The 25,753-nt window shown below is 69.9% G+C and carries 27 protein-coding genes; 11 read left to right on the forward strand and 16 right to left on the reverse strand.

Annotated features, from left to right (window positions below; all coding sequences use genetic code 11):
* The first annotated feature begins 30 nt into the window (after window positions 1-30).
* The gene (locus ACIA03_RS11720) at window positions 31-429 is read left to right on the forward strand and encodes a low affinity iron permease family protein (RefSeq protein WP_396982469.1); all 399 of its coding nucleotides are present in this window, start codon (window positions 31-33) and stop codon (window positions 427-429) included.
* 6 nt (window positions 430-435) lie between these two features.
* Here the strand turns inward: ACIA03_RS11720 and arr are convergent, their stop codons facing one another.
* The 3 genes from arr to ACIA03_RS11735 are packed head-to-tail and all read right to left on the reverse strand — an operon-like array spanning window position 436 to window position 2,115.
* Entirely contained in the window at window positions 436-840 is a 405-nt protein-coding gene (gene arr, locus ACIA03_RS11725; protein ID WP_396982471.1) for an NAD(+)--rifampin ADP-ribosyltransferase, read from the reverse strand.
* 24 nt (window positions 841-864) lie between these two features.
* On the reverse strand, window positions 865-1,308 hold the full coding sequence (locus tag ACIA03_RS11730; protein ID WP_396982473.1) for a hypothetical protein: 444 nt from the start codon (window positions 1,306-1,308) through the stop codon (window positions 865-867).
* A 48-nt stretch (window positions 1,309-1,356) separates the two neighbouring features.
* Window positions 1,357-2,115 carry a DeoR/GlpR family DNA-binding transcription regulator gene (locus ACIA03_RS11735; RefSeq protein WP_396982475.1) on the reverse strand — a complete coding sequence of 253 codons (759 nt, stop codon included), beginning with the start codon at window positions 2,113-2,115 and terminating at the stop codon, window positions 1,357-1,359.
* A gap of 47 nt (window positions 2,116-2,162) precedes the next feature.
* On the opposite strand from ACIA03_RS11735, the gene ACIA03_RS11740 reads away from it, so the two are divergent.
* Window positions 2,163-2,864, forward strand: coding sequence for an NUDIX domain-containing protein (locus ACIA03_RS11740; RefSeq protein ID WP_396982477.1), 702 nt, complete (start codon window positions 2,163-2,165; stop codon window positions 2,862-2,864).
* Here ACIA03_RS11740 and ACIA03_RS11745 read toward each other — a convergent pair.
* Window positions 2,833-3,477: a dihydrofolate reductase family protein gene (locus tag ACIA03_RS11745; RefSeq protein ID WP_396982479.1), complete on the reverse strand. Its 645-nt coding sequence runs from the start codon at window positions 3,475-3,477 to the stop codon at window positions 2,833-2,835. The genes ACIA03_RS11740 and ACIA03_RS11745 overlap by 32 nt on opposite strands.
* A 336-nt stretch (window positions 3,478-3,813) precedes the next feature.
* On the opposite strand from ACIA03_RS11745, the gene ACIA03_RS11750 reads away from it, so the two are divergent.
* Both ACIA03_RS11750 and ACIA03_RS11755 read left to right on the forward strand, forming a co-directional pair.
* On the forward strand, window positions 3,814-4,890 hold the full coding sequence (locus ACIA03_RS11750) for a winged helix DNA-binding domain-containing protein (RefSeq protein ID WP_396982899.1): 1,077 nt from the start codon (window positions 3,814-3,816) through the stop codon (window positions 4,888-4,890).
* Window positions 4,891-4,914: 24 nt separating this feature from the next.
* Window positions 4,915-5,763, forward strand: coding sequence for a carbohydrate kinase family protein (locus ACIA03_RS11755; RefSeq protein WP_396982481.1), 849 nt, complete (start codon window positions 4,915-4,917; stop codon window positions 5,761-5,763).
* Between the two features lie 24 nt (window positions 5,764-5,787).
* On the opposite strand, the gene ACIA03_RS11760 is transcribed toward ACIA03_RS11755, so the two are convergent.
* The 8 genes from ACIA03_RS11760 to ACIA03_RS11795 form a co-directional block, all read right to left on the reverse strand.
* Complete coding sequence (locus ACIA03_RS11760; protein WP_396982483.1) at window positions 5,788-7,251, reverse strand: benzaldehyde dehydrogenase; 1,464 nt, start codon at window positions 7,249-7,251, stop codon at window positions 5,788-5,790.
* Between the two features lie 26 nt (window positions 7,252-7,277).
* Window positions 7,278-8,492, reverse strand: coding sequence for an MFS transporter (locus ACIA03_RS11765; RefSeq protein ID WP_396982485.1), 1,215 nt, complete (start codon window positions 8,490-8,492; stop codon window positions 7,278-7,280).
* 83 nt (window positions 8,493-8,575) lie between these two features.
* Entirely contained in the window at window positions 8,576-9,319 is a 744-nt protein-coding gene (locus ACIA03_RS11770; protein ID WP_396982487.1) for an IclR family transcriptional regulator, read from the reverse strand.
* Window positions 9,320-9,409: 90 nt separating this feature from the next.
* Window positions 9,410-10,387, reverse strand: a complete 978-nt coding sequence (locus ACIA03_RS11775) for a DUF5829 family protein (RefSeq protein WP_396982489.1) — start codon at window positions 10,385-10,387, stop codon at window positions 9,410-9,412.
* A gap of 67 nt (window positions 10,388-10,454) precedes the next feature.
* Window positions 10,455-11,093: a LysE family translocator gene (locus tag ACIA03_RS11780; protein WP_396982491.1), complete on the reverse strand. Its 639-nt coding sequence runs from the start codon at window positions 11,091-11,093 to the stop codon at window positions 10,455-10,457.
* 61 nt (window positions 11,094-11,154) lie between these two features.
* Entirely contained in the window at window positions 11,155-11,631 is a 477-nt protein-coding gene (locus ACIA03_RS11785) for a DinB family protein (RefSeq protein WP_396982493.1), read from the reverse strand.
* An 85-nt stretch (window positions 11,632-11,716) separates the two neighbouring features.
* Window positions 11,717-13,534, reverse strand: coding sequence for a DNA helicase RecQ (recQ, locus tag ACIA03_RS11790; protein WP_396982495.1), 1,818 nt, complete (start codon window positions 13,532-13,534; stop codon window positions 11,717-11,719).
* A 33-nt stretch (window positions 13,535-13,567) separates the two neighbouring features.
* A complete protein-coding gene (locus ACIA03_RS11795; protein ID WP_396982497.1) occupies window positions 13,568-16,048 on the reverse strand; it encodes an MMPL family transporter in 2,481 nt (826 codons plus the stop codon).
* Window positions 16,049-16,185: 137 nt separating this feature from the next.
* Here ACIA03_RS11795 and ACIA03_RS11800 point away from each other — a divergent pair, with 137 nt between their 5' ends.
* The 5 genes from ACIA03_RS11800 (at window position 16,186) to ACIA03_RS11820 (ending at window position 19,610) form a co-directional block, all read left to right on the forward strand.
* The gene (locus tag ACIA03_RS11800) at window positions 16,186-16,764 is read left to right on the forward strand and encodes a TetR/AcrR family transcriptional regulator (protein WP_396982499.1); all 579 of its coding nucleotides are present in this window, start codon (window positions 16,186-16,188) and stop codon (window positions 16,762-16,764) included.
* Between the two features lie 62 nt (window positions 16,765-16,826).
* Window positions 16,827-17,291 carry a methyltransferase family protein gene (locus tag ACIA03_RS11805; protein WP_396982501.1) on the forward strand — a complete coding sequence of 155 codons (465 nt, stop codon included), beginning with the start codon at window positions 16,827-16,829 and terminating at the stop codon, window positions 17,289-17,291.
* Entirely contained in the window at window positions 17,284-17,502 is a 219-nt protein-coding gene (locus ACIA03_RS11810) for a VOC family protein (RefSeq protein WP_396982503.1), read from the forward strand. The genes ACIA03_RS11805 and ACIA03_RS11810 overlap by 8 nt, the downstream gene beginning before the upstream one ends.
* 329 nt (window positions 17,503-17,831) lie before the next feature.
* Entirely contained in the window at window positions 17,832-19,187 is a 1,356-nt protein-coding gene (locus tag ACIA03_RS11815) for an MFS transporter (protein WP_396982505.1), read from the forward strand.
* A gap of 126 nt (window positions 19,188-19,313) precedes the next feature.
* Complete coding sequence (locus tag ACIA03_RS11820) at window positions 19,314-19,610, forward strand: GNAT family N-acetyltransferase (protein ID WP_396982507.1); 297 nt, start codon at window positions 19,314-19,316, stop codon at window positions 19,608-19,610.
* A 13-nt stretch (window positions 19,611-19,623) separates the two neighbouring features.
* Here the strand turns inward: ACIA03_RS11820 and ACIA03_RS11825 are convergent, their stop codons facing one another.
* Window positions 19,624-20,535, reverse strand: coding sequence for a hypothetical protein (locus ACIA03_RS11825; protein ID WP_396982509.1), 912 nt, complete (start codon window positions 20,533-20,535; stop codon window positions 19,624-19,626).
* Window positions 20,536-20,672: 137 nt separating this feature from the next.
* Between ACIA03_RS11825 and ACIA03_RS11830 the strand changes: the two genes are divergently transcribed.
* On the forward strand, window positions 20,673-22,334 hold the full coding sequence (locus ACIA03_RS11830) for an FAD-binding dehydrogenase (protein ID WP_396982511.1): 1,662 nt from the start codon (window positions 20,673-20,675) through the stop codon (window positions 22,332-22,334).
* 426 nt (window positions 22,335-22,760) lie between these two features.
* Here the strand turns inward: ACIA03_RS11830 and ACIA03_RS11835 are convergent, their stop codons facing one another.
* Window positions 22,761-23,084: a multidrug efflux SMR transporter gene (locus ACIA03_RS11835; RefSeq protein ID WP_045550316.1), complete on the reverse strand. Its 324-nt coding sequence runs from the start codon at window positions 23,082-23,084 to the stop codon at window positions 22,761-22,763.
* 87 nt (window positions 23,085-23,171) lie between these two features.
* Between ACIA03_RS11835 and ACIA03_RS11840 the strand changes: the two genes are divergently transcribed.
* Window positions 23,172-23,723, forward strand: a complete 552-nt coding sequence (locus ACIA03_RS11840; RefSeq protein WP_396982514.1) for a TetR/AcrR family transcriptional regulator — start codon at window positions 23,172-23,174, stop codon at window positions 23,721-23,723.
* Window positions 23,724-23,768: 45 nt separating this feature from the next.
* Here ACIA03_RS11840 and ACIA03_RS11845 read toward each other — a convergent pair whose 3' ends face one another.
* Together ACIA03_RS11845 and ACIA03_RS11850 are read right to left on the reverse strand one after the other, a co-directional pair.
* Complete coding sequence (locus ACIA03_RS11845; protein WP_396982516.1) at window positions 23,769-24,662, reverse strand: hypothetical protein; 894 nt, start codon at window positions 24,660-24,662, stop codon at window positions 23,769-23,771.
* Window positions 24,659-25,663, reverse strand: a complete 1,005-nt coding sequence (locus ACIA03_RS11850; protein ID WP_396982518.1) for an SPFH domain-containing protein — start codon at window positions 25,661-25,663, stop codon at window positions 24,659-24,661. The genes ACIA03_RS11845 and ACIA03_RS11850 overlap by 4 nt, the downstream gene beginning before the upstream one ends.
* Window positions 25,664-25,753 lie beyond the last annotated feature (90 nt).

Here is a 25,753-nt window from a genome sequence, read left to right on the forward strand (position 1 = left end):
CGTGGGCCGGGCGGGGGCTACCGTGACGGCATGACGGTAGAGAACAAGGCCCGGAAGTCGCGTCAGCGAGGCGACGGGCGCAACGGGTTCGAGCGCTTCGTCGAGGTGGTCACCTCCGTGGTGAGTCATGCGCCCTTCTTCTACGTGATCGTGGGCGTCCTGCTGGTGTGGGCGGCCAGCTTCCCCTTCTGGTCCTCGGGCACCAAGTGGGAGCTGGCCATCCACACGGGCTCATCTGTGCTCTCGCTGTTGTTGCTGGTGCTGCTCCAGAATGCCGGGCGACGCTCGGAGGAGGCTTCGCACGAGAAGCTCAACGTCATCGCCTCGGCGCTCTCCGACCTGATGGAGTCTCGGGCCCGCGACGACGAGGACCTCGCCGAGTCGGTGCGCATCCTGCGCGAGGCCGTCGGACTGGAGGAGCGGCACTGAACCGAGCTAGTTGATGATCTCGGCGTCGTCGCCCATGGCGGCGAGCCGGTCGCGCCACGTCTGGAGCGCCTCGGGCGTCAGCCGGGTCCAGTCGAGGACCTCGGCAACGACCCGGAGCGGGTCGGTGCTCCGATAGGAGCGCGTCGGGTTGCCGGGGAACTTCTTGTCGGTGACGTTGGGGTCGTTCTCGAACTCCCCGATCGGCTCGACGAGATACACCCGGGGCTCCTGGTCGCCGGCGGCGAGCTCGGCGGCGAGGCCGGCCCCGTCCCGCAGCGCGGTGAAGTAGATGTGGTTCATCACCACCTCGGGCCGGTAGTTCGACCGGAACCCCGCGGTGAGGTGATCTCCGACCCGCAGGTCGGCCTTCGTGCCGTGGTAGAACGGTCCCTCGTCCAACGGCTCAGTCATGCCCGCAGGCTAACAATCGATGCGTCACCTGGAGGCCGGATACGGTTCGAAGGTGCCCTCGTCGATGCGCCGGATGAACTCCTCGACCGAGATGTCGAGGAGGTCGGCCTCGTGCCATCCTGCTGCGGCGATGTCGGTGACCACGACGCCGCGATCGAGGTCGCGGAGGTCGACGCAGAGGATCAGGCGCGATCCGTCGGTGCCCAGCCAGTAGAAGCCGGGATGACGGTCGAGGGCTTCAGCCCAGGACTCCATCAGGGACTGCGCCTCGCGGGGCGGTTCCAGGGTCACGAACGCCCCTGATCGCAGCCAGCCGTGCCGGAGCCACTGATCACGCTGCAGATAGCCCTTCCACGCGGACGGGATCGGCGCGGACAGCCAGGTCTCGACGGTGACGATCTCGCTGTCAGGGATCGGAGAACCCCAGATCGCAGGTTCGATCGTCTCGTCGATGCCGGCTGATGTCACCGCTGTCTCCAGATCCGTCGGGGTCGGGGCGACCGTACACCCCGCCGATCAGGCGCTGTGCAGGATCTCCACGCCGAGAGCCGAGAGCTGCTTGACGACCTCGTCGGTCGGGTCGGCGTCGGTGATGACACCGGCGACCTGGCCCCAGGGGAGCACCCGGTAGGGGGAGGCGGTGCCGATCTTCTCGGAGGAGGCGAGGACGTACGTCTCCGCAGCGCGCCCCGCCAGGGCGCGTTTCATCGCGGCGTCCTCCGCGTCCCCAGTGGTGAGGCCGGCCTCCGGGTGGACGCCGGTGACGCCGATGAGGCAGAGGTCGGCGGAGACGTTCTGGGCGGCCTCGACGGCCGCGGCGCCGCAGGCGACGGCGGAGTGCTTGAAGACCCGGCCGCCGAGGAGGAACAGGTCGGCGCTCGGGTGCTGGAGCAGGGCCGAGGCGACCGTCGGGCTGTTGGTGATGACGGTGCACTCCAGGTCCGCCGGGAGTGCCTGGGCGACGGCGAGCGCGGTGGTGCCGCCGTCGAGGATGAGCGTGCTGCCGGGACGTACGAGGCGGGCGGCGGTGGCGGCGACGGCGCGCTTTCCGTCGGGCTCGACGGCGTGGCGGGCGGTGTACTCGACGACCGCCGGGGAGATGGGAAGCGCGCCGCCGTAGACGCGCTGGCACCGTCCCTCCGCGGCCAGATCGCGCAGATCCCGACGGATGCTGTCCTCGGAGATGCCCAGATCTGCGGCGACGTCCTTTGCCACGATCTTGCCCGTTTCGTCCAGGAGACGGAGAAGATGAGCCCGGCGTTGTCCAACCAGCATGCACGTTCCTTTCTGTTCTTGCACATTGTTGCATGTACGCTGCCGTCATGACGACAGCGAAGGCCGACGCGCGCCCAGGCATCGACGTCCCGGACCATCGCGGCCGCACCGGCCTCGACCTCGCCGGGCGGGAGCTGAGCCGCAACCCCGACGTCGTCGTCCGGGACGTCGAGCTGACCTCGCAGGGGTGGCACGTGCTCAGGCGCACCACCTTCGACTACCGCCGGCGGGACGGCCGCTGGGAGACGCAGCAGCGGGAGACGTACGACCGAGGGAACGGGGCGGTGCTTCTTCCCTACGACGTCGAGCGTGGCACGGTCCTGCTGACGCGGCAGTTCAGATACCCGGTCTACGTCAACGACCATCCCGACGGGCTCATGGTCGAAGCCGCCGCGGGACTTCTGGACGCCGATGACCCGGTCACCGCGATCCGGCGGGAGAGCGCCGAGGAGCTCGGCATCGTCCTCGCCGGCGTCGACCACGTCTTCGACGCGTACATGAGCCCGGGGTCGGTGACCGAACGGCTCCACTTCTTCGCGGCCGCCTACTCGCCGTCGAGCCGCATCGGTGACGGGGGAGGAGTGCCCGAAGAGGGCGAGGACATCGAGGTGCTCGAGCTCGACTTCGCCGAGGCGCTCGCGATGACCAGAGACGGCCGGATCATGGATGGCAAGACCATCATGCTCCTGCAGTGGGCCGCCCTCGAGGGCCCGTTCGCTAGGCCTGCGGGTCGGCCGGCTTGCGGGTGAAGGTGAGGTGGGTGACGCCGCTGGGCGAGGAGACGGCCTCGATGTCGTAGTCGTTCTCGGTGCCCTCGAGACCGTCCCAGATGCGTACGCCGCGACCCAGGACGATCGGAACCTGGACCAGGTGCATCAGGTCGACGAGCCCGGCGGCGACGAAGTCCCGCACCACGGTGGCGCCGCCGCCGATGCGTACGTCCTGGCCATCGGCCGCCTCGACCGCGACCGCCAGCGCCTCGGCCGGGGTCGCGTCGAGGAAGTGGAAGGTGGTCCCACCCTCCATCACCAGCGGCGGCCGCGGCCGATGGGTGAGGACGAAGGTCGGCGAGTGGAAGGGCGGGTCCTCGCCCCACCAGCCCTTCCACCCGGGGTCGTCCTGCCATCCGGGCGGCCCGAACTTGTTCGCGCCCATGATCTCGGCCCCGATGCCCTGGCTGTGGCGCTGGGCGAAGGCGTCGTCCACGCCCGCGGCGCCGGCCGGATCCCAGAAGCGGGTGGCGAACATCCACTCGTGCAGGCGTTCGCCGGCATGGCCGAACGGGGCCTCGGCCGACTGGGGCTCGCCGGTCGCGAAACCGTCGAGCGAGATCGAGAGATTGTGGACTCTGGTGAGTGGCATGGGCTCCTCCGTGGACCATGACGGCGCCGAGGTCAGCTCGTCGCCTCGTCGAGACTACTGCTGACCGGCCGGCCGCGGAGGTGGGCGAGCATGATGTCGACGGCCATCGTCCTGCCGAGGCGGCGCTCGCGCGATTCCATGATCAGGCCCGTCTCACCCGTCCCTTCCGCCGCTTCCTCGGCGTGATGCCGTCGACATCCGCCGCCTGGGCCGCGCCGTACGCTGGGTTGATGGCCGAGCGGTTCGAGCGGGAGAGAGTGGTCGCGTTCCGGCTGGCGTCACCTCGACGTCCGGCTGGGTGAGGGTGACCTCCTCACAGCTGCGGGACGGTGCGGCATCCAGGACTCGCCACCGGGGTCGGCCTTGCTGTCTTTGCATGCGCGGGTGGATGGCATCTCCGCCGGGATGGTCGCCCGAGCGATCGAGGACAGGAGCATGCTGCTGACCTGGAGCATGCGAGGTTCTCCGTACCTCGTCCCCGTCGCCGAGGCCAGCGTCTACACGACGGGGGTCCTTCCTCCCGCGGAGACGGCGTTACGGCACTTCGTGCAGGGTGTCGAGCGAGCCGTCGACCGACTCGGGCTGACCCTCACCGAGACGGCCGACATCGTCGCCGCAGCGACACGTGAGGTCCTGCCCGGGCGGCAGCTGGCGATCAACGAGCTCGGTGCCGAGGTGGCCGAGCTGATCACGCCCCGACTGACGGCACCGCAACGTGAGGTCTGGATCGAGGAGGGCGCCTACGCGGAGGGCCAGCCCATCGGGGAGGCCGTCGTGCACTTCTGTGTCCGTGTGCTCGCGCTGCGACGAATCGTCTGTTTCGCGGCGCGAGCAGAGAACAAGGCGCCGTTCGTCCTGACCGAGGAATGGCTCGGCCACCCGGTCGAGGAGGCGGACCCCGCGGTGGCGCGCGCCGAGCTGCTCCGGCGTTACCTGCGCTGCTACGGACCGTCGACCCGAGGCGACTTCGCGGCTTGGCTCGGGGTGCGGGCGGGCGACGTCGATCCCTGGTGGGGTCGCCTCGGGGAGGAGCTGGTGGAGGTCGATGTCGGCCGGACGTCGTGGATCCTGGCGGCCGACCTCGACTCTCTCCGAACCTCGACCATGCCCTTCGGGGTGCGGCTGCTCCCGCCGCGAGATCCCTACACGCAGCTGCGTGACCGGGAGACGATCGTCGACAAGGTGCATCACCGGGACAACTGGAGGACGACCGGGGACCCCGGAACCGTCCTCGTCGACGGCGAGATCATCGGCACCTGGCGCGCTCGCAAGAACGGGCGGAGGATGCGCGTCGAGATGAAGGCCTTCGAGGCGCTGAGCCGGCGCCATCAGGACGCCCTGGCTGCGGAGGCGGAGAGCATCGCGCTGCTGCGGGATGCGTCTTCCGTCTCGGTCGAGGTCACCACCTACTGACCACGAAGGTGCTGGAATGGGGCGATGCCTTCCTCTCCCCGCGTCGTCGTGTGCGGCCCCGCGTCCTGGAACCACCTGATCGCCCTCGACCATCTGCCCGAACCGGTGCCCCACATGCAGTTCGCGCGGCGGTCGTGGCACACGATCGGCGGCACCTCGGCGGGCAAGGCGCTGCACCTGGCCGGGCTCGGCGTCGACGTACGTCTGTGGGCTCCGGTCGGCGACGACGAGGACGGGGTGCGGCTGCGGGAGCGGCTCGCGCAGGCAGGTGTCGTCGTGGAGGCCACCGCGAGCGAGCAGACCGAGCGGCACGTCAATCTCATGGCCGACGGGGGCCGGGTCTCGCTGTACGTCTCGACCCCGTCGACCCCGTCCGCCGACGCGGTCGCGGCGGCCGCCAGCGCGGTCGCCGCGGCGGATCTCGCGGTCGTCGACCTGAGCGAGCTCGGCCGGCTGGTGCTCGAGAACATGCCGGCGCCGCGGACCCCGCTGTGGATGGACCTGCACGACTACGACGGCGCCAGCGCCTTCCACGAGCCCTTCCTGCGCGCGGCCGAGGGCGTGTTCATGAACGACGACGGCACCGAGGATCCCTGGGGGCTGATGGCCTCGTGTCTCGACCGTGGCCCCCGGCTCGCCGTGTGCACGCTCGGCGCGAAGGGAGCGATCGCGCTCGAGGCCGACGGGACCCGGCACGAGGTCGCCGCGACACCGGCCACCGTCGTCGACACCAACGGCGCCGGCGACGCCTTCATGGCCGGCTTCCTGGCCGCGCGGCTGCGTACGGAGGCGGTGGATGTCGCCCTTCGTGCCGCCGCCGAGCAGGCCCGGGTCGCGATCGAGACCGAGCATCTCCATCCGGCCCTCGCCTGAGGCTGTGAACCGGCTTGTCCGGGCTCAGAACGGGTAGCGCGCCGGCTCACCCCGCATGGTGATCCACCGGGTCTCGGTGAACGCCTCGACGTTCGCCGCGGCGCCGCCGAACCGGGACCCGGTGCCGGACGCGCGTACGCCACCGAACGGCGCGTTGGCCTCGTCGTTGACGGTCTGGTCGTTGATGTGGACGATGCCGGTCGGGATCTGCTCCGCGACCGCGAGGCCACGCATGACGTCCTTGGTGACGATGCCGAGGGACAGGCCGTACTCGCTGGCCCCCGCGAGCTCGATCGCGTCCTCGACGGACTCGATCCTGGTCACGGGTGCGACGGGGCCGAAGACCTCTTCCGCGTACGCCGGCGCGGTGAGCGGGACGTCCGCCAGGACGGTGGGCCGGTAGAAGAGATCCTCGTACGTGCCGCCGGCCGCGATGATGGCGCCGGCATCCGCCGACGCCGTGACCAGGCCATGGATCTTGTCGCGCTGGCCGGCATCGATGACGGGGCCGAGAGCGACCTGGTCGGTGGCGGGATTGCCGACCGGTAGATGGCCGGCCTTCTCGGCGAGGGCCTCGACGAAGTCGTCGTAGATGCCGGCAGCGACCAGGTGCCGGCCGGTCGTCATGCAGATCTGGCCCTGGTGGAAGAACGAGCCCCACGCTGCCAGGTTGACGGCGGCCTCGACGTCGGCGTCGTCGAGGACCAGCAGCGCGGAGTTGCCGCCGAGCTCGAGGTGGGCACGCTTGAGGTGCCTGCCGGCCAGCTCACCGATGCGGCGGCCGACCCCGGTCGAGCCGGTGAACGAGATGACCCGGACGTGGGGATCCGTGACCAGCGCCTCGCCCACGTCGCCGCCGCCGGGCAGCATCTGGAGCACTCCCGCGGGCAGGCCCGCCTCCTCGAAGATGCGCGCCATCAGCGTGCCGCCGGTCACGGCGGTGCGCGGGTCCGGCTTGAGGATGACGGCGTTGCCGAGGGCGAGGGCTGGGGCGACCGAGCGGATGCCGAGGATGATCGGCACGTTGAAGGGGGCGATGACGGTGACGACCCCGGCGGGCATGCGGCGTGCCATCGACAAACGCGGCTGTTCGGACGGGATGACCTCGCCGATCGGACGGCTCGGGAGGCCGGCGGCCTCGTAGCACTCCTCGGCCGCGACGTGGAGCGCGAACCCGGCCATGCCGGGCACGGCGCCGACCTCACGGACGTTCCACCCGGTGATCTCCTCGGCATGCTGGTGCCACAGGTCGCCGGCGCGACGCAGGACGGCGGCGCGTTCCGGGTGCGGAAGTGCGGCCCACTCGAGCTGGGCGTCGGCGGCCGCCTCGGCGGCTTCCGCCACGTCGGCCGCGGTGGCCAGACCCATCCTGCCCAGCTCGGCGCCGGTGGCCGGTTCGACGACGGCGTAGTCGCCTCCTCGCCCGGGTTGCCAGGCGCCGGCCTTGAGGATGTTGCCGGACCAGTCGACGGAGTCGAGAACGGACATGGTGTGCTCCTGAATGTTGGGGGTGGCTAGTTGCTGGGATGCGCAGGCACGGTCAGCAGGGCCAGCAGGGCGATCACAGCCGCGCCGGCGAAGGCGTAGAAGCCCCACGGATAGGCGATGCCGGCGGTGAGGAGTGCGCCGCCGAGGAACGGCCCGACGATGGCGCCGACCCTGCCGACGCCGGCGGACATGCCGAGCGCCGTGCCGCGGATCCGGGCGGGGTAGAGGTGGCTGACGAACGCGTAGACCAGCACCTGCGCGCTGAACACGAAGACTCCGGCGGCCAGCACCGCCCCGTAGACCAGGAGGGTGCTCTCCATCTTGATCGACAACAGGGCCAGCATCACCGCGGCGATCCCGAACCAGGTCACGACCGTCGGCTTGTTGCCCCTGGCATCGGAGATCAGGCCTGCCAGGACGAGTCCGATCACCGCCCCGACGTTCAGGGTGAGGAGCAGACCGAGACCGGCGTCGAGGGAGTAGCCGGCCTCGCCCATGATCGTCGGCAGCCAGGTGTTGAGGCCGTAGACCAGCAGCAGTCCGCAGAACGACGCCGCCCACAGGCCCAGGCTGACCCACAGCAGGCGGCCGCGTACGACCTCGGAGGGACGTACCTTCTCGGTCTCGACGGTCTCCAGGTAGGCCTTCGACTCCGGGAGCTTCGCCCACATGACCGGGACCGTCAGCAGGCCCGCGATGCCGCCGATCACGAACATCGCCTCCCAGCCCAGGTTCGGGATCACCCACAGCGCCAGCAGGGCGGTGAGCACGGCTCCCACGTGGTAGCCGGTCATCATCCGTGTCATGGCGGTGCCCGAGCGGCCCTGACGAGCGTGTTCGCTCATGAACGCCAGCGCCGTCGGCAAGCAGGCCCCGAGGCCCAGGCCCGCCAGGAAGCGCAGCGCGATGAACACCGTGGCGTTCGGCGCGAACGCGACCGCCAGCGTCAGCAGCGAGAACAGCGCGATGCTGCTGATCAACGTCCTGCGCCGGCCGAATCGGTCGGCGAGGGGGCCGATGGCCACGGCGCCGATGCCGACGCCGACGAGACCCACGGTGGCCGCGGTGGTCAGTGAAGCCTTGGTGAATCCGAGGTCGCCGGTCCCGGCCAAGGTGGGGATGACCGCGCCCAGCACGACGAGGTCGTACCCGTCGAGGGCCACTGCGAGCCAGCAGAGCACGACCGGCCAGAGGCTTCGGTTGTCGCGGCCGGCGACGGTGTGGGATGTGGTTGAGGACACATTCGTGGGAGGAACCTAAGGGGCGCCACCCGTGTGAGCATCGACACAGCTTCCGCTCAGTGGAAGCTCGGCGAGGATTTTTCTCAGAGTCGGCGTCCGATCGACTCTGCGGCGACGCGGAGAGCGCCGTACAACCGCTGTTCGCTCCCCTTGAGCGTGGAGACCACGAGGCCCAGGGAGGCGATCACCTCGTCGCGTCGGTGGATCGGGACGGCGATCGAGCAGGCGCCGAGACTCATCTCCTCGCGAGTGGTGGCATAGCCCTTGTCGAGCACCTGACGCAGCTGTCGCCGGAGGACACCGGGCTGGGTGATCGTGTAGGGGGTGATCCGCGGGAGGCTGCTCAGCACGGCGTCCTGGACCTCGTCGGGAGCGTGGGCGAGGAGGACCTTGCCGACCCCGGTGGCGTGCAGCGGCAGGCGTCCGCCGACCTTGCTCACCACCGGGACGGACTGGTTGCCGCGCAGCCGGTCGAGATAGACGACCTCCGTGCCCTCACGGACGGCGAGGTGCACGGTCGCGAGGGTCGCACCGTAGAGGTCGTGGAGGAACGGCTCGGCCACCTGGCGCAACCCGGTCTCGGCAGGAGCCAGGTGGCCGATGTCCCAGATCTTCCGGCCGATGACGTAGTCGCCGGAGGGCAGCCGCTCCAATGCACCCCAGCGGAAGAGCTCACCCAACAGCCGATGAGTCGTGGCGAGCGGAAGGTCCGCGCGGGTGGCGATCTCGCTGAGCGACAACGCCCGGTGCTGCTCGTCGAACGCGCTCAGGATCGCCAGCGCGCGGCTGGTCACGCTCATCCCGGCCTGTCGGCTGTTGCCCGCCATCGTCGTCTGCTCTCACCCCGTCGGATCCGACGCCATCATCCTCCGTCAGCGGATGGGGAAGGGTGCCGCCCCGACAGCGGGTGACGCGGCTCAGCCGCCGAAGGCGGGGTGGAGCGGCTTTCCGGTGCCCTGGGATCGCGTGGCCGCGCGGGCCTCGATCGGGTCGAAGGTCCACAGCGCGTACGCGCCCGGCCCGACGTGCAGCGTCGAGTTGCCGATGGTCTCGGTGCGGGGCTCCACGGCCGGCTCGTTGAGGGCGAAGATGACGTGGCGGAGGCCTGCCTCCTCGGCCGGAACGGGGAGCAGGCGGATCGTGGTCATGCCGTCGAAGGCGAGTACGCCGCCGTCCTTCAGGACCCGGATCGTGATCCCGGCGGCGCGCCACAGCGGCACCATCTTCTCGATGTCCTCCGCGGTCGTCGCGATCTGGATGCCGATCACGTCGCGCATCTGGTGGTCGAGATAGCGATCGCGGTTGTAGCGGTCGCGGCTGACGTCGCCCTCGTAGGCGGCCGGCGGGAAGGAGAGCCGCGGGTCGTCGAGGAACTCGTCGCGGTATTCCATCGCCCAGGAGAAGAAGGTGTCGTAGGTCGCGGTCGTGTAGGTGACGTCGAACCACGGGATCGGGTCGCCGTCGCCGAGGTCGGTCACCTGGGTGAACTCGACCGGGTCGGCGACGAGCTTGCGCAGGTTGTCGGTGGCGATGGCCAGATCGCCGTCCTTATCCGCGGAGACGGCGAGGCCGGTGTCACCGGCGACCGCGTCGGGGGCGTCGCCCGGCCCGAAGAACTCCAGGTAGGTCTCCTTGCCGAGCAGGTAACGACCGGTCCAGGTCGAGGTGCCGTCGTTGCCGGTGTTGATCCGGCGGTCGGCGAACTGCCCCAGGTATTCGGAGTGCTCGATCGCGTCAGCGGTCTCGCGGTCGAGCATCGCCCACGAGTGGTTGAAGGCCAGGAGCGGGTCCGGACGCTCCTCCTCCGCGGCGTGGGCAGGGGCCGCCGAGGTCCCGGTGGTGATGACGAGCGAGGCGATCGCGGCCGCGACGAGGCCCGAGAGTGGAGTCCGCATGGGTCCCAGTCTCGGCGACCGCGGCGTTCCTGTCCTCGGAATTCGGTGTCCGCTCCGTCGATCCGGTTCAGGCGCTGTGGGAGGCGGTGGCCATGGTCGCGCCGAGGCCGATCATGAGCACGCCACCGCCGGCGCCGAGGCTGTCGAGGCGCTTGGGCTTGCGGGCGAACCAGGCCTTGGCGCGGCTGGCGGCCAGGACCCAGCCGGAGTCGCAGACGAAGGCCATCGCCGAGAAGATCGCGCCGAGCAGGAGGATCTGCGGCACCGCCGGGGCGGAGGTGTCGATGAACTGGGGCAGGAAGGCCAGGTGGAAGACGATCGTCTTCGGGTTGGTCGCTCCGACGAACATCCCGGTGCGGATCGCGCCCCACGCGGTCGTCCGTCCCACGTCCTCGCCGTGGAGGGCGGCCCGGGCGTCGGCACGGTGGCGGATCGCCTGGATGCCGAGATAGACGACGTACGCAGCGCCGACCAGCTTCACGACCGTGAACGCGGTTGCCGAGGCTGCCACGAGCGCGCCGAGCCCGACGGCCACCGCCAGGACCTGGCCGAACTGCCCCAGCGCGTTGCCGCCGACGGCGAGCACCGCCTCGCTGCGGCCCGCGGTCAGGGCCCGGCCGAGGGCGAAGAGCACGCTCGGGCCGGGGATCAGGATGAAGACGATGGACGCGAGCGCGAAGGCTGCGAACTGGCTCAGGGTCGGCACGCTCACCATTGTCCGTCATCGGCGGGCCGGAGCGCCAAGGGTTTCAGCCGGCGTAGCGCTCCTAGTCGCTGCGGGCGGCCTGGAGCTGCTCGACGAGGATGTCGCCGTGCCCGGCGTGACGGGCCAGCTCCTGGATCATGTGCACGTAGATGAAGCGCAGCGTCACCTGGTTGCCGTGCCAGTCGAACTCCTCGTCGAGCTCATGGGTGGCGGCGACCTTGCGGGAGTGGTCGCAGGCGGCCTGGTAGGCAGCCCGAATCGACTCGACCGTGTCCTCCGCGTCGAGGACGAAGCTCTCGTCGACGGTGTCGGGCAGCCCGATCTCCTTGCGGGACACACCCGCGACCCGCGCATGGAACCACACCTTCTCCACGAAGGTCGCGTGCTTCACCAGCCCGAGCGGCGTGGTCAGCGACGGGACCAGCTTCCGCCGCGCCTCCTCGTCGTCGAGGTCCTCGAGGATGCCGCTGATCTGGTCACGCTGGATGTCGACCATCCCTTCGAGAAGTGCCCGCTCGTCCGCCTGTCCGATCTTCATGCGGGCAGGCTAGCGGGTGTTCCTCGGGACGATCGGCCGCGGCGGTCCGGAACCGGCTCGCACGGGGAATCTGGCTGCTCGGCGGCTAGAGAACGGCGAGCACGCCGTCCGCGTACTTCTCCAGCTTCGCCTCGCCGATCCCGCTGATCGTGCCGAGCTCGTCCCGGCTGGCCGGGAGCCGGGTGGCGATCTCGCGCAGGGTCGCATCGTGGAAGACGACGTAGGCCGGCACACCCTGCTCCTTGGCGACCTCGCCGCGCCACGCGCGCAGGCGCTCGAAGACCTCGGCGGCCTCGGGCGAGAGATCGGCGGCGGCCAGCTTCGGCTTCCGCTCGCCGGAGCCGCTGCGACGAGGCTGTCGTGGTGGCTCCTTGCGGAGCATCAGCTGCTGGTCGCCGCGGAGCACCGGGCCGGCGGCCTCGGCCACCGAAAAGACCCCGTAGCGGGTGTCGACCGCGAGCATCTCGCGGGCCAGCAGCTGCCGGATGACGGAGTGCCACTCGCTCTCGGCCAGGTCGGTGCCGATCCCGAAGACGGAGAGCTCGTCGTGGCGGAACTGGCGGACCTTCTCGGTCTCCTTGCCACGCAGGATGTCGACGATCTGGCCGGCGCCGAAGCGCTGGCCGTTGCGCTCGCGGTCGAGCCTTATCACCGTGGACAGGACCTTCTGGGCGGGCACGGTGCCGTCCCAGGACTCCGGCGCCGTCAGGCAGGTGTCGCAGTTGCCGCACGGCTCCGAGGCCTGCCCGAAGTAGCGCAGCAGCTGCACCCGCCGGCAGTCGACGGTCTCGCACAGCGCCAGCATCGCGTTGAGGTGCTGGCCGAGCCGGTGCTTGTGGGCCCGGTCGCCCTCGGAGGTCTCGATCATCTGCCGCTGCTGGACGACGTCGGCCAGCCCGTAGGCCAGCCACGCGGTCGAGGGCTGCCCGTCGCGCCCGGCGCGGCCGGTCTCCTGGTAGTAGCCCTCGACCGACTTGGGCAGGTCGAGGTGGGCCACGAAGCGTACGTCCGGCTTGTCGATCCCCATCCCGAACGCGATCGTGGCGACCATGACGATGCCGTCCTCGCGCAGGAAGCGGGACTGGTTCTGCGCGCGGGTCCGGGCGTCGAGGCCGGCGTGGTAGGGGAGGGCGTCGATCCCGGCGCCGACCAGGGAGGCCGCGGTGCGCTCGACCGAGGCGCGGGAGAGGCAGTAGACGATGCCGGCCTCGCCCGGGTGCTCGGTGCGGATCAGGTCGAGCAGCTGCTTGCCGGGCTTGTCCTTGGGGGCGATCCGGTACTGGATGTTGGGCCGGTCGAAGGAGGCCACGAAGTGGCGGGCGTCCTCCAGGTTGAGCCGGGAGGCGATCTCGCGGCGGGTCTCCGCGGTGGCGGTCGCGGTCAGCGCGATCCGCGGCACCTCCGGCCAGCGCTCGTGCAGATGGGAGAGCTGCAGGTAGTCGGGTCGGAAGTCGTGGCCCCACTGCGAGACGCAGTGGGCCTCGTCGATCGCGAACAGCGAAATCTTGGCCTGGTCGAGCAGCCGGCCGGTCTCGGGCACCCGCAGCCGCTCGGGGGCCAGATAGAGCAGGTCGAGCTCGCCCGCGAGCAGCGCCTGCTCAACCTGCTGCCGCTCGTGGGGCATCTGGGTGGAGTTGAGGAAGCCGGCGCGCACACCGAGCGCGGACAGGGCGTCGACCTGGTCCTGCATCAGCGCGATCAGCGGCGAGATGACCACCCCGGTCCCGGCTCTGACGAGGGACGGGATCTGGTAGCACAGCGACTTCCCACCACCGGTCGGCATGAGCACCAGGGCGTCACCGCCGGTCGCCACGTGCGCGACGATCTCGGCCTGGTCGCCGCGGAACTCGTCGTAGCCGAAGACGCGGCGCAGGGTATCCAGCTCCGGGGTCAGTTCGCTCACCCGGATGAGACTATCGGCCGGCACCGACAGCGCTCAGACGCCGACCTTCTCCCGCTTGACCGTGGCCTCGTCGACCTCGCCGGAGCCGTGGGCGCGCTCGAGGGCGGCGCCCTCGACATCCACGTTCGGGAGGATGCGGTCGAGCCACGCCGGCAGCCACCACGCCGAGTGCCCGAGCAGGTGCATCAGCGCCGGCATCAGCAGCATCCGGACGATGAACGCGTCCAGCAGCACCCCGAGCGCGAGCCCGAAGCCCATCGAGCGGATCATCACCGACTCGGCGAAGATGAACCCGCCGAAGACGGAGACCATGATCAGGCCGGCCGCGATCACGACCGAACGCCCGGCACGGAAGCCCTGGGCGACCGCGACGCGGGCCGGGGCGCCGTGGACGTACGCCTCGCGCATGCCGGAGGCGAGGAACAGCTGGTAGTCCATCGCCAGGCCGAAGAGGATTCCGACCAGCAGGATCGGCAGGAAGCTCAGGATGGGGCCGGTGCTGTCGATGCCGATCCACTCGGCGCCGATGCCCTTCTGGAAGACCGCCACCACGACCCCGTACGTCGCCAGCAGCGAGAGCACGAAGCCACCGGTCGCGATGAGCGGGACCAGGATCGAGCGGAAGACCAGGATCAGGATGAGCAGGGAGAGGCCGACGACGACGCCGAGATAGGGGAGGAGTACGTCGTTGAGCCCCTGTGACACGTCGATCGCGACCGCGGTGGCACCGGCGACGCCGAGCGTGATGTCGCCGTTGACCGGCGGCATGTCCCGGATCGCGTTGACCAGCTCGTTGGTCGAGACGCTGTTGGGACCCTCCTCGGGGACGACCTGGAAGGCCGCCGTGCGACCGTCCTCGGAGACCGCGGCGGGAGCCACGGCGCGTACGTCATCGAGGTCTGCCAGCGCCTTGGCGACCGTCAGCTGGGCCTGCTGGATGCCGGACTCGCTGAGTCCCTCGGGCAGGTCGGCGGCGACGAGGAGCGGGCCGTTGGCGCCGGCGCCGAAGCTGTCCTCGGTGATCGTGTAGGCGGTCCTGGCCAGCGAGCCCTCGGGCTCCGAGCCACCGTCGGGCAGACCGAGGCGCATGTCGAGGGCGGGGACCGCGAGGGCGAGCAGGGCCACCACGGACGCGACGACCGTGACCACCGCACGCCAGGTGGGCATCGGCTTGGCGTGGGCCTCGGCGGCGTCCTGCTTCGCCACCTTCTTCCGGGCGCGCTTGGAGACGATGCGGCCGCCGACCAGGCCGAGGATGGCCGGGGTCAGGGTGATCGCGACCAGCACGGCGATCGCGACGCAGGCGGCGCCGACCGAGCCCATCAGGCCGAGGAACGGGATGCCGGTCATGTTCAGGGCGACCAGGGCGACGATCACGGTCGAGCCGGCGAAGACGACGGCGGTGCCGGCGGTGCCGTTGGCGAGCGCGATCGACTCGGTGACGTCGGAGCCGTGGAGCAGCTGCTTGCGGTGCCGGTTGAGGATGAAGAGCGAGTAGTCGATGCCGACGGCGAGGCCGAGCATGAGGCCCAGGATCGGGGTCATCGAGGCCATCTGCACCACGCCGGAGAGGGAGAGCGCGCCGAGGGCGCCGATGCCGACGCCGGTCAGCGCGGTGACCAGGGGCACGCCGGCACCGATGATGGTGCCGAGCATGACCAGCAGGACGACCGCGGCGACGCCGACGCCGACGATCTCACCGGGTCCCATCGGGTTGGGAGCCTCCTGGGAGATGTCGGAGGAGACGCCGACCTCGACCCCGTCCACGGGCGAGTCGGTGAAGTGGTCGACCGTGGCCTTCTTGGTCTCCTCCGAGATCTCCAGCCGGCCGACGGAGTAGGCGACGTTGACCAGCGCGGCCGAGCCGTCGGCGGAGACCATCCGGATGCCGTCTGCGAGCTCGAGAAGCTCGGCGCCGTTCTCGGCCTTGGCGGTGTTGGCCTCGAGGTCGGCGGCGCTGTCGTCGACCTTCGCCTGCTGCTTGTCGAGGGCGGCCTGCTGGGTGTCGATCTGGGTGGTCGGCAACCCAGCAGCCTCCAGCTGGGTGCGGGCCTTGTCGAGGTCGGCCTGTGCCTTGTCGAGCCTGGCCTGGACGGTCTCGAGCCGGGCCTGCGCTGCCTCGAGCCTGGTCTGGCCGTCGGCGACCTTCTCGGCCTGCGCCTCGCGCTGGGCCTCGGTCTGGAAGGGGTCGGTGACCGCGGCGACGTCGGGGAGGTCCTCGGCGCTGGTGATCAGCGCCCGGATCTCCTTCTTCTGGGTCGCGCTCAGTGGGGTGCCGTCCTTCGTCCGGAAGACGATCGTGCCGGAGCCGCCGGCCAGATCGGGCAGCCCCTTCTGGAGCTCGTCGACGACCTCGGACGAGGGCAGCCCCGGGATGTCGAAGCTGGTGGTGAGCTCGCCGGACCACGCGACGTACGCCCCGGCGGCGCCGGACAGCGCCAGTACCCAGGCAAGGATCACAAGCCAGGCGCGGCGCGCGGCCGTCTTGCCCAGTCGATACAACAGCTCCGCCATGGCGGCATCCCTCCGGTAATTCGCAACGGTGCGTCCAGTTAATCACCTGATCGCCGCTGGACAAGGGTCGCTGTGCGAGTGATGGGTCACACCTGTGCCGTGGCCATGAGATGGCGCGGGCTCCTAGGATGCCCTTCATGCCAGCGTCAGCAGGAGTGCGCCGTCGAGGTGCCGTACGCAGCGAAGAGGCTCGCATAGCGGTCCTCGACGCGACCGGCCGGCTCTTCGCCACCCAGGGCTATGACCACCTCACCATCGAGGGCATCGCGGCCGAGGCCGGTGTCTCCAAGCAGACGATCTACCGCTGGTGGTCCTCGAAGAGCGCGGTCGTCGCCGACGCCCTGATCGAGGATCTGCTGCTGCCGGACCACCCGGTCGTGCCCGACACCGGGGACATCCGGGTCGACCTGATCGCCTGGATGCAGAGCCTCATCGACCTCGTCGCCCAGCCCGGCAACGATGGCCTCGTCCGCTCGCTCGTCGCGGCCGCCTGCGAGAACCCCGACATCGGCACCCGCCTCAACGACGCGCTCGGCATCACCGCCACCGTCTCCACCCGCATCGAGGCCGCGGTCGCGGCCGGCCAGCTCCCCGCCGACCTGCCGGTCAAGGAGTTCGTACGCGCCCTGGTCGGCGGGTTCGTGCTCCACTCCCTCGAGCGCACCGAGCCCGCTCCGAACGTCGCCGAGCGCCTGGTCCGCGCGCTGTTGCACTGATCGTCTCTTTACCCAAGAAAGAGGGGGTGCGGACCCTTCGGGGCCGGGTTACGGTGGAAGGCATGCCGAAGGTCCCGCCGCCCGTCTACGTCGCCGTGGGCCTGGCCGCCCAGCATCTGCTCGCTCGGGGGCGCCGACCGACGGTCGCGCGGTCCGTCGCGGCCGGTCTCCTTGCGGCCGGCTCGGTCTATGTCGCGGGCGGTGCCGCCCGGGCGTTCAAGCACAAGGACACCACGTTCAACCCGCTCGAGCCCGAGCGTTCGACCGCGGTCGTCACCGACGGGCCGTTCCGCTATACCCGCAACCCGATGTACGTCGGCATGGCCGGCCTCCTCACCGCCCACGCCGTCCTGCGCGGCGGCTGGCTTCCGCTCGTCCCCGTAGCGGCCTTCGTCGCCGTCATCGACCGCACCCAGATCCCCGCGGAGGAGCACGCCCTGTCGTGGAGCTTCGGCGAGGCGTACGACTCCTACCGGAGCACCACGCCCCGCTGGCTCGGCCCGCCCCGGGGCGCCCTGCGTGGCTGAGCTCCGCCACGCCGTCCTCTCGACAAGCTCGATACATCGCCTCGACACCACCGACGTACGCCGCCTCGCCGAGTTCTACCGCCAGCTCCTCGGCCTCGTCTATCGACCGGGCGGCGAGGAGCCCGGTGATGACGACTGGCCTCACCTGGCCCGACGGGCGTCGCGCTCTCGCGTTCAACCGGGTCGACGAGTCGGAGATGGCGCCGTCTGATTGGCCTGCTCCTGGGGCGGTCAAGCACATGCATCTCGACACTGTCGTACGTTCTGTTGCGGATCTCGACGCTGAGCATGCTCGTGCGCTCGGCTTGGGGCTTCGCTCCGGCTTGATCGGTCTGGCGATCCGGCGGGGCACGTCTTCTGCATCTTCGTAAGGTGAGTCCCGGTCGCGGAGCTTCCGCGGAGTTGATGGGGGCTGCCTCCGCTGCATGCTCCGGGTTCAACGGGGCCATTGACGTGAGAGAGATCACTCTCTATTCTCGCCTGAGGTCGTGTCTCGGGCTCCATCTCGGTCCACCGAACACGGATGAAAGGTTCAGTATCGTGGCTGAAAACGTCGAACTGCCCTCCCCAGCCTGGCGTGACCAGGCGATAGCAACGCCTGCGGACAATCCAGCCAAGGCTCGAAGAATCGCCCTGACCGCGGGTCTGGCGGCCAGCATCGAGTGGTACGACTTCTTCATCTACGGCACGGCCGCGGCCCTCGTCTTCGGCCCGATGTTCTTTCCGAGCGCGAACCCGGTGGCCGGCATCCTCGTCGCCTTCGCGACGTTCGGCGTCGGGTTCGTCGTCCGGCCCATCGGCGGGATCCTGTTCGGGCACTTCGGTGACAAGTTCGGTCGTAAACCGATGCTCGTCGTCGCGATGATAATGATGCCCGCGGCAACGACCCTGATCGGACTGCTGCCGACATATTCGAGCATCGGCATCGCCGCGCCAGTTCTCCTCGTCTTGTTCCGGATCTGCCAGGGCCTCGCCGTCGGTGGTCAGTGGGGCGGTGCGATGTTGATGGCGACCGAGAACGCTCCGGAAGGCAAGCGCGGCCTGTACGGCAGCTTTGTCCAGGTCGGCGTCCCCGTGGGGCTCGTGGCGGGTAACGCGGTGTTCCTCGTCATCGCGCGTGTGGTGTCACCGGAGCAGTTCATGTCGTGGGGTTGGCGGGTGCCGTTCCTGTTGAGCGCGGTCTTCCTTCTGCTTGCGCTCCACATTCATTTCCGTATCGAAGACACTCCGGAGTTCAGGCAGGCAGAGGCCAAGCTCGCTACGCTGTCGCAGCGGCGACGGCGCTCACCGGTCATCGACGTGCTCCGCCGGCACCCCCGACAGGTCCTCACTGCGACCGGTGCGCTGCTCGGCGGGAACGCGGCACTCTACGTTCTCGTCACGGGTACGCTCGACTATGCAACCCGAACGCTGGGAATCCCCAAGGACAAGATGCTGATCGCGGTGTTTGCCACGATGAGCACAGCGATCGTACTGATTCCGCTGTTCGCGTACCTGTCGGATCGCATCGGCAGGCGCCGCGTCTGCGCTGCGGGCTCGATTGTGATGGGAGTCTGGCCCTTCGCCGTCTTCCCGCTTGTCGAGACCACCAATCTTGTGTGGATCGTCCTCGCGCTCGAGGTCGCGATCATCGCGATCTCCGCGGGCTATGGACCCCTGGCCGCGCTGTTCGCCGAGTTGTTCCCGGCACATCTGCGCTACTCCGGTGTCTCGTTCGCGTACCAGTTCGCTTCCGTGTTCGGCGGCGGGGTCGCCCCGTTCATCATGGTGCTCCTGCTCGAATCGACGGGATCATCGGTCGCGGTGTCCGCCTACCTTTCGGTGCTCTCCGTGATCGCCCTGGTCTCACTTGCCCTCATGCGCTTCACGCCTGTCGAGCGATCCGCGCCCCGGTAGGGCAGGAGCGACGGTGACACCCCGCGTACGGCCTCTGCAACCTCGCCACAACTACACGCTCACCCACCAGAGCTACAGAATCGTCCGCCACAATCGCAGCCTCGGCGGGTGGGTGAGAATGGGGGCGTGAGCGAGATCGAGTACTTAGACAACCCGGCCAGGCATCGCTACGAGATCCGTGACGGAGAGACCGGTGCGGGGCTGGCGGCTTACCGGCTGCCCGACGACGAGCATGTGGACTTCGTGCACACGGAGGTCAAGGAGGCCTACAACGGGCAGGGACTCGCGTCGAAGCTGGTGGCGTTCGCGCTGGCCGATGTGAAGGCGAAGGGTAAGCGGATCATCCCGCATTGCCCGTACGTCGCGGGGTGGCTGAAGCGGCACGGCGAGGAGTACGCCGACATCACCGACTGGCCTGCCTGATCACGAGGCCTGATCAGGAGTCGGAAGGCTTCCGCGGTTCCAGGCCCAGCTTGGCCAGGGGCGTACGGGTCATGTGGGCCGAGGGCCAGGCCTGGCCCCGGGTCGAGGAGCCGCGGGAGTAGGGCCTGGCGCCCGACTGGTACGTCACGAAGAACTCGTCCCCGACCTCGGCCACGCCCTCTGCCAGGTTAGGGAGCCACTGCAGGGCGCGGGGCCGGATCGTGACCCGGTCCTGCACGATCAGCTGGCTGCGCCTGGCCGGGCCGCGGGAGACGCTGAAGACGTACTCCTCGTCCCGGACCACGACGCCCTGGGTGCCGACCGGGGTGCGTACGCCGATCGGGGTCTTGATCTGCCAGGAGCCGTCCTTGCGGATGTACTTGTAGAGGCGGTTGTTCGCGTGCGAGCCGACGTAGAGCAGGTCCTTGGACGCGGCGAGGTAGGAGCCGGCGGCGACCGCGACCAGCGGGGCGACCGTGGAGACGGTCGAGAGCGGTTCGGCGTGGACGATCTGGGTCAGCGAGTAGCGGTAGAGGCGGGGCGGGTTGCCCTCACGGCACACGTAGACCTCGTCGCCGATGACCGCGACCCCGCCGGCGTTGACGGGGCCGCTGACGCTGCCCTTCGGCCCGCCCAGGTAGACGGCGTTGATGAGCTCGCCCGAGGGCTTGTCGACCAGGGCGAGCGCCGAGCCGAGCTTGTCGCCGTAGTAGCCCTGCAGGAGGAGCTCGGCCTCGGGGGAGTAGGCCAGGCCCTGCGGGATCCAGCCGTGGTCCTCGTCCCCGGTGAGCACCATCGAGGTGGCGATGTGCGGGATCAGCGGGCCCAGGCTGCTGCCACTACGGCCCAGCCAGGCCTCGGTGCGGTCGATGCCGCGTTGGACCCACTTCTGCTGCCTCTTCGCGGTCACCTTGGGGTCGATCACGAGCAAAAAATCTATCCGCTCGGACAGCAATCGGCGGTCGCTTCGGGGTGCGAGTCCGACAACTGTCCACCAGACGGAACGGTCGGGCGACAGGTTCCATGTACCCGCCGGTATCGAAGGTGGCAGGATCTGCGGACATGACGAAGCACGCCGACGTGATCGTGGTAGGAGCCGGCCTCGCCGGCCTGGTGGCAGCGGCCGAGGCCGCCGATGCGGGAAAGAGCGTTCTCCTGGTCGACCAGGAGCCGGAGCAGTCCCTGGGCGGCCAGGCGTTCTGGAGCCTCGGCGGACTTTTCCTCGTCGACAGCCCCGAGCAGCGCCGGATGGGGATCAAGGACTCACCCGAGCTGGCGCTCCAGGACTGGATGGGATCGGCCCAGTTCGACCGTGACGAGGACCTGTGGCCGCGGCGCTGGGCCGAGGCGTACCTCGACTTCGCGGCGGGGGAGAAGCGGTCCTGGCTGCACCAGATGGGCCACCGGATCTTCCCGGTCGTCGGTTGGGCCGAGCGCGGCGACGGCCGTGCCGACGGCCACGGCAACTCGGTGCCGCGCTTCCACATCACCTGGGGGACCGGTCCGGGCGTGGTCGAGCCGTTCGAGCGGCGGGTGCGCGCCCACGCCGACACCGGCCGGATCACCTTCGCCTTCCGGCACCGCGTCGACCAGGTGCTGATCGAGGACGGCGCAGCCGTCGGCGTCAGCGGCAAGGTGCTCGAGCCCAGCGACATCGAGCGGGGACATGCCTCCTCCCGCGTCGAGGTCGAGGACTTCGAGCTCCGCGGACAGGCCGTGATCGTCACCTCCGGCGGCATCGGCGGTAACCACGACCTGGTCCGCAAGCACTGGCCCTCCCGCCTCGGCACCCCGCCGGCCTCGATGGTCTCCGGAGTGCCCGCGCACGTGGACGGCCGGATGCTCGAGATCACCGCGGCGACCGGCGCCAAGATCATCAACGACGACCGGATGTGGCACTACGTCGAGGGCATCCGCAACTGGGACCCGATCTGGGCCAACCACGGCATCCGGATCCTCCCCGGCCCCTCGAGCCTGTGGCTGGACGCGACCGGCAAGCGGCTCCCGGCGCCCTTCTTCCCCGGTTTCGACACCCTCGGCACGCTCAAGCACCTGCGCCAGACCGGCTACGACTACTCCTGGTTCGTGCTGACCGAGAAGATCATCAAGAAGGAATTCGCGCTCTCCGGCTCGGAGCAGAACCCCGATCTGACCGGCAAGGACATCAAGCTGCTCGCCGAGCGGGCACGCAAGGGACCCGGCCCGGTCAAGAGGTTCATGGAGCACGGCGAGGACTTCGTGGTCGCCGAGAACCTCACCGCGCTCGTCCACGGCATGAACGGCCTCGCCGAGAAGGACCCGACCGGCCCGCAGATCAAGGAGAGCGAGCTGCGCCGGATCATCGAGGCGCGCGACCGCCAGATCGCCAACAACTTCGCCAAGGACGCCCAGATCACCGCGCTGTACGCCGCCCGCCACTACCGCGGCGACAAGCTGCAGCGCACCGCCAAGCCCCACCGGATCCTCGACCCCGAGGCCGGACCGCTGATCGCGGTCAAGCTGCACATCCTCTCCCGCAAGACCCTCGGCGGCCTCGAGACCGACCTGTCGGGTCGCTGCCTGACCTCGGCCGGCACCCCGCTGCCCGGGCTCTACGCGGCCGGTGAGGTCTCCGGCTTCGGCGGCGGCGGGATGATGGGCTACAACGCGCTCGAGGGCACCTTCCTCGGCGGCTGCCTGTTCTCGGGACGTACGGCGGGGCGGGCGGCGACGGCCGCTCTGTGAACACAGTTTCCACGGAGGATGCGCTGTTCCTGGTCGCAATAGCTGCTGTGCCGCTGATCAGCGGAGTCTCGCTCTGGAAGTTCTGGCACGGGCCCGGATGGATCACCAGGCGGGCGGGGCTTCGAGAAGTGCTGACACATCGTGGCGGTGTCTATGTTTGGTACCCGTTCACCGCTGTTTTTGGCTCTTTGGCGATAGGTGGTTTGGTGCTCGTTCTCTTCGCCGAGGAGGGAACTCCGCTCAATGATCCCGTTGGATTCACCATGAGTGCTGCGATCGGCGTTTCGTTCTGTTGGTTCATCAAAGAGCTCTGCTACCCGACGATGCGACTGACCCCGCCGTGGGTCCTGGACGAACTGCGAAAGGACCGCTTCCTGGCCACTCTCGTTTTCGGTGAGCGCCGAGGCGAAGCGCTCGGACACCGGCTCAGTGGGCGCCGGAGAGGTTCAGCCCGACCACGCCGACGACGATCATCGCCAGGAAGCCGGCCTTGGCGGCGGTGAGGTGCTCGCCGAGGAACATCACGCCGATGCCCGCGACCAGGGCGGTGCCGAGGCCTGACCAGATGGCGTACGCCACCGAGACAGACATCCGCTCCACGACCACGGACAGCAGCCAGATCGAGACGCCGTAGCCGGCCACGACCGCGACCGACCAGGGCACGTTGCGGAACCCCTCGGTGCGGGGGAGCAGCGCGGTGCTGGCGACCTCGATCGCGATCGCTACGACGAGCAGGCTGGCGGCGTACATGTGCGGGGTCCTCCTGAGACGCGTGTAGCGACTGCTACATCTCCGAGAAATGTAGCAGTCGCTACAGGTTTGGGCATAATGCTTTCCATGGACCGCAAGGAGGAGCTCCTCGGGCAGGTGGTCGAGCACGTGCTCAAGCATGGGCTGATCGGGCTGACCCTGCGACCGCTGGCCGCTGCCATCGGCACCAGCGACCGGATGCTGATCTACCACTTCGGCGGCCGCGACGAGCTGGTCGCCGCGGTGGTGGCGCGCACCAACGAGCTCTCCGTCGCCGCGGTCGCGGCGCTGGAGCCGGCCGAGGACGTACGTGCCGGGGTGGAGGCGCTGTGGCGGGCCTACCGCTGCGACCCGCTGCACAGCTGCCTGCAGATCTACCTGCAGGCGGCCGCGACCGGGCTGATCGGGATGGAGCCCTACCGCTCGGTCGTCCGGGAGACCAACGAGCTCTGGTACGCCGCGCTGCGCGACTACGTCATCGCCTGTGGTGCGCCGCCCGAACGTGCGGGACGGATCGTCACGCTGGTCGACTCCTCGCTGTTCGGCTTCCACCTGGACCTGGCCACCGACCGTCCCGACGAGCTCGCCGCCGGCGTGGCCGACCTTGCCGCGGCCGCGGGAGCGATCGCCGAGGGGTGAGCCGCCTCCGGCACAATGCGCCGGGTGAGCGCCTCGGCCTGAGGCTCAGCTCGAGACCAGTCGCAGCCTCCGCTCCGCGCGGCGTACGACGACCTGCTGGCCCCACGACAGTGCGAGCGTGTCGGACTCGATGCCGTCGCCGAAGGCGACCAGGCGGTCGGACTCCACCTCGATCGTGAGGCAGTCACCTGGCTGACCGGCATCCGCCAGCGTGCCCTCGGTCTGGGTCGTCCCGGTCGCCGGCGAGGGCCACGCCTCCCGCACGAACCAGGCCAGCTCCGGCGCGGCCGGGGTGGGCAGCGTGAGCGTGCTGTGCCGCTCGACCCAGGCGGACTGCGCCCAGCCGGTGGTGCCCGTTCCGGTCGCGACGATCAGACCGGAGGAGGCCTGCGACTCCGTCCGGCCGGCCACGGTGAGCCGGTAGCGGGCGGTCTGGTGGGTGGCCTGGCCGACGTACACCTCGTTCAGTGCGACCAGCGACTGGCCGTCGTCGGCGACCGCCTCGACCATGGTCCGCTCCTCACGGGTGCCGGTCGAGCGGATCAGGTCGGCGGCGGCTCGAGGCGGGTAGCGGACGAGCACGCCGACGTTGCGGCCCGGCTCGGGGTCGATGCCGATCACCGGCTGCCCGTCGAGGTACTTCGCCACGTTGGCGACCAGGCCGTCCTGGCCGACCACGACCACGATGTCCTCGGGCGCGAAGAGGAACCGGTCGAGGTCGCCCCGCTCGACCGACCCCTGCCGCCAGTCGAGCGGGATCCCGGCGCCGACCTGCGCGATCGCCGCCTTCAGGGCTTCGTGGCGCCCCTGCACCTCGGCCAGGTCGCGGCCTCTGGTGGACAGGAAGAAGCCGACCTGGCCGAGGGTGCCGTGCCGGGCGACGAGCTCCTCCAGCTCGGTCGCCCGGTGGACCAGCACCACACGCGGGGCGACACTCATCCGTCGCTCCGGGCACCGAGCTTGGCGAGGACCGGCGCGAGCAGGTCCGGGGTGAGCGCCAGGTGCTCGATCTGGGGCAGGTTGGCGGCCAGCTCCTTGAGCGCGAGGCCGAGCAGGACCGCCTCCGGCAGGTCTCGGTAGGCGGCCAGGGCGGCGGCCTCGGCATCCGCCTTCGCCAGCCCGGTGGCCCGGGTGGCCTGGGCGTTCGCCTCGGCCAGCACCTGGGTGCGCTCGGCCTCGGCGGCGGTCGCGATCCGGGCCGCGGCGGCCTTCTCCTCCGCACTGCGCCGCGCGTTGGTGCCCTGCTGGCCGACCAGCTGCTCCTCGCGGCGAGCCAGCTCGATCTTGTTCTGCAGCTCGTTCTCCGAGATGGCCCGCTCGCGCTCGACCGCCGTCGCACGCCGTTCGTACGTCGCCTTGTCGGCGTCCGCCTGGACCCGCTCGCGGGTCGGGGTGAGGAGCGCCTTCTCCATCTCGGGCTCGGGTCGCAGCGCGACGACCCGCACGCCCAGGATGGCGAGCCCGGTGGCGGTCAGCCGCTCGTCGCCGCCCAGGCCGGCCGCGATCGCGTCGCGCACCGGCCCCACGCCGCCGGCGAGCACGTCGGCCAGGCTCCGGGCGGCGATGAGGTCGAGGGCGTACTGCTGAGCCGTCTCGGTCAGCAACCCGGCGACTTGGTCGAGCGGGCTGCCACGCCAGCGGCCGTTCTCGGGGTCGATCGAGAAGTCGATGCGGCCGGCGACCGCGGCCGGGTCGACGATCCGGAAGCTGACGGTGGCCTGCGTGGTCAGGTCCTGGAAGTCGGCGGTGCGGGCGTGGAAGAGCAGCGGCAGCTCGCGGTCGTCGACGGGCACCTCGGAGAGGACGGCGGAGAGCGGCCGGTACCAGAACGAGGCGCCGACGCCGCTGTGGCGCACGGTGCCGTTGTGCAGGTGCTGGACGTGGGTGGTGGTGCTCCCGCGCAGGTGGCGGAGGAAGGGGTAGCGGGCGATGTCGGCCATCTCAGACTCCCTGTCTGTTCTGTCGATTATTAGCGTCACAATGACGATAAGGCGTGGCGCGCTTGTCGTCAAGATGACGATTGGTGCAAG

This window comes from Nocardioides sp. NPDC051685 (assembly GCF_044453405.1).
Classification (GTDB): domain Bacteria; phylum Actinomycetota; class Actinomycetes; order Propionibacteriales; family Nocardioidaceae; genus Nocardioides.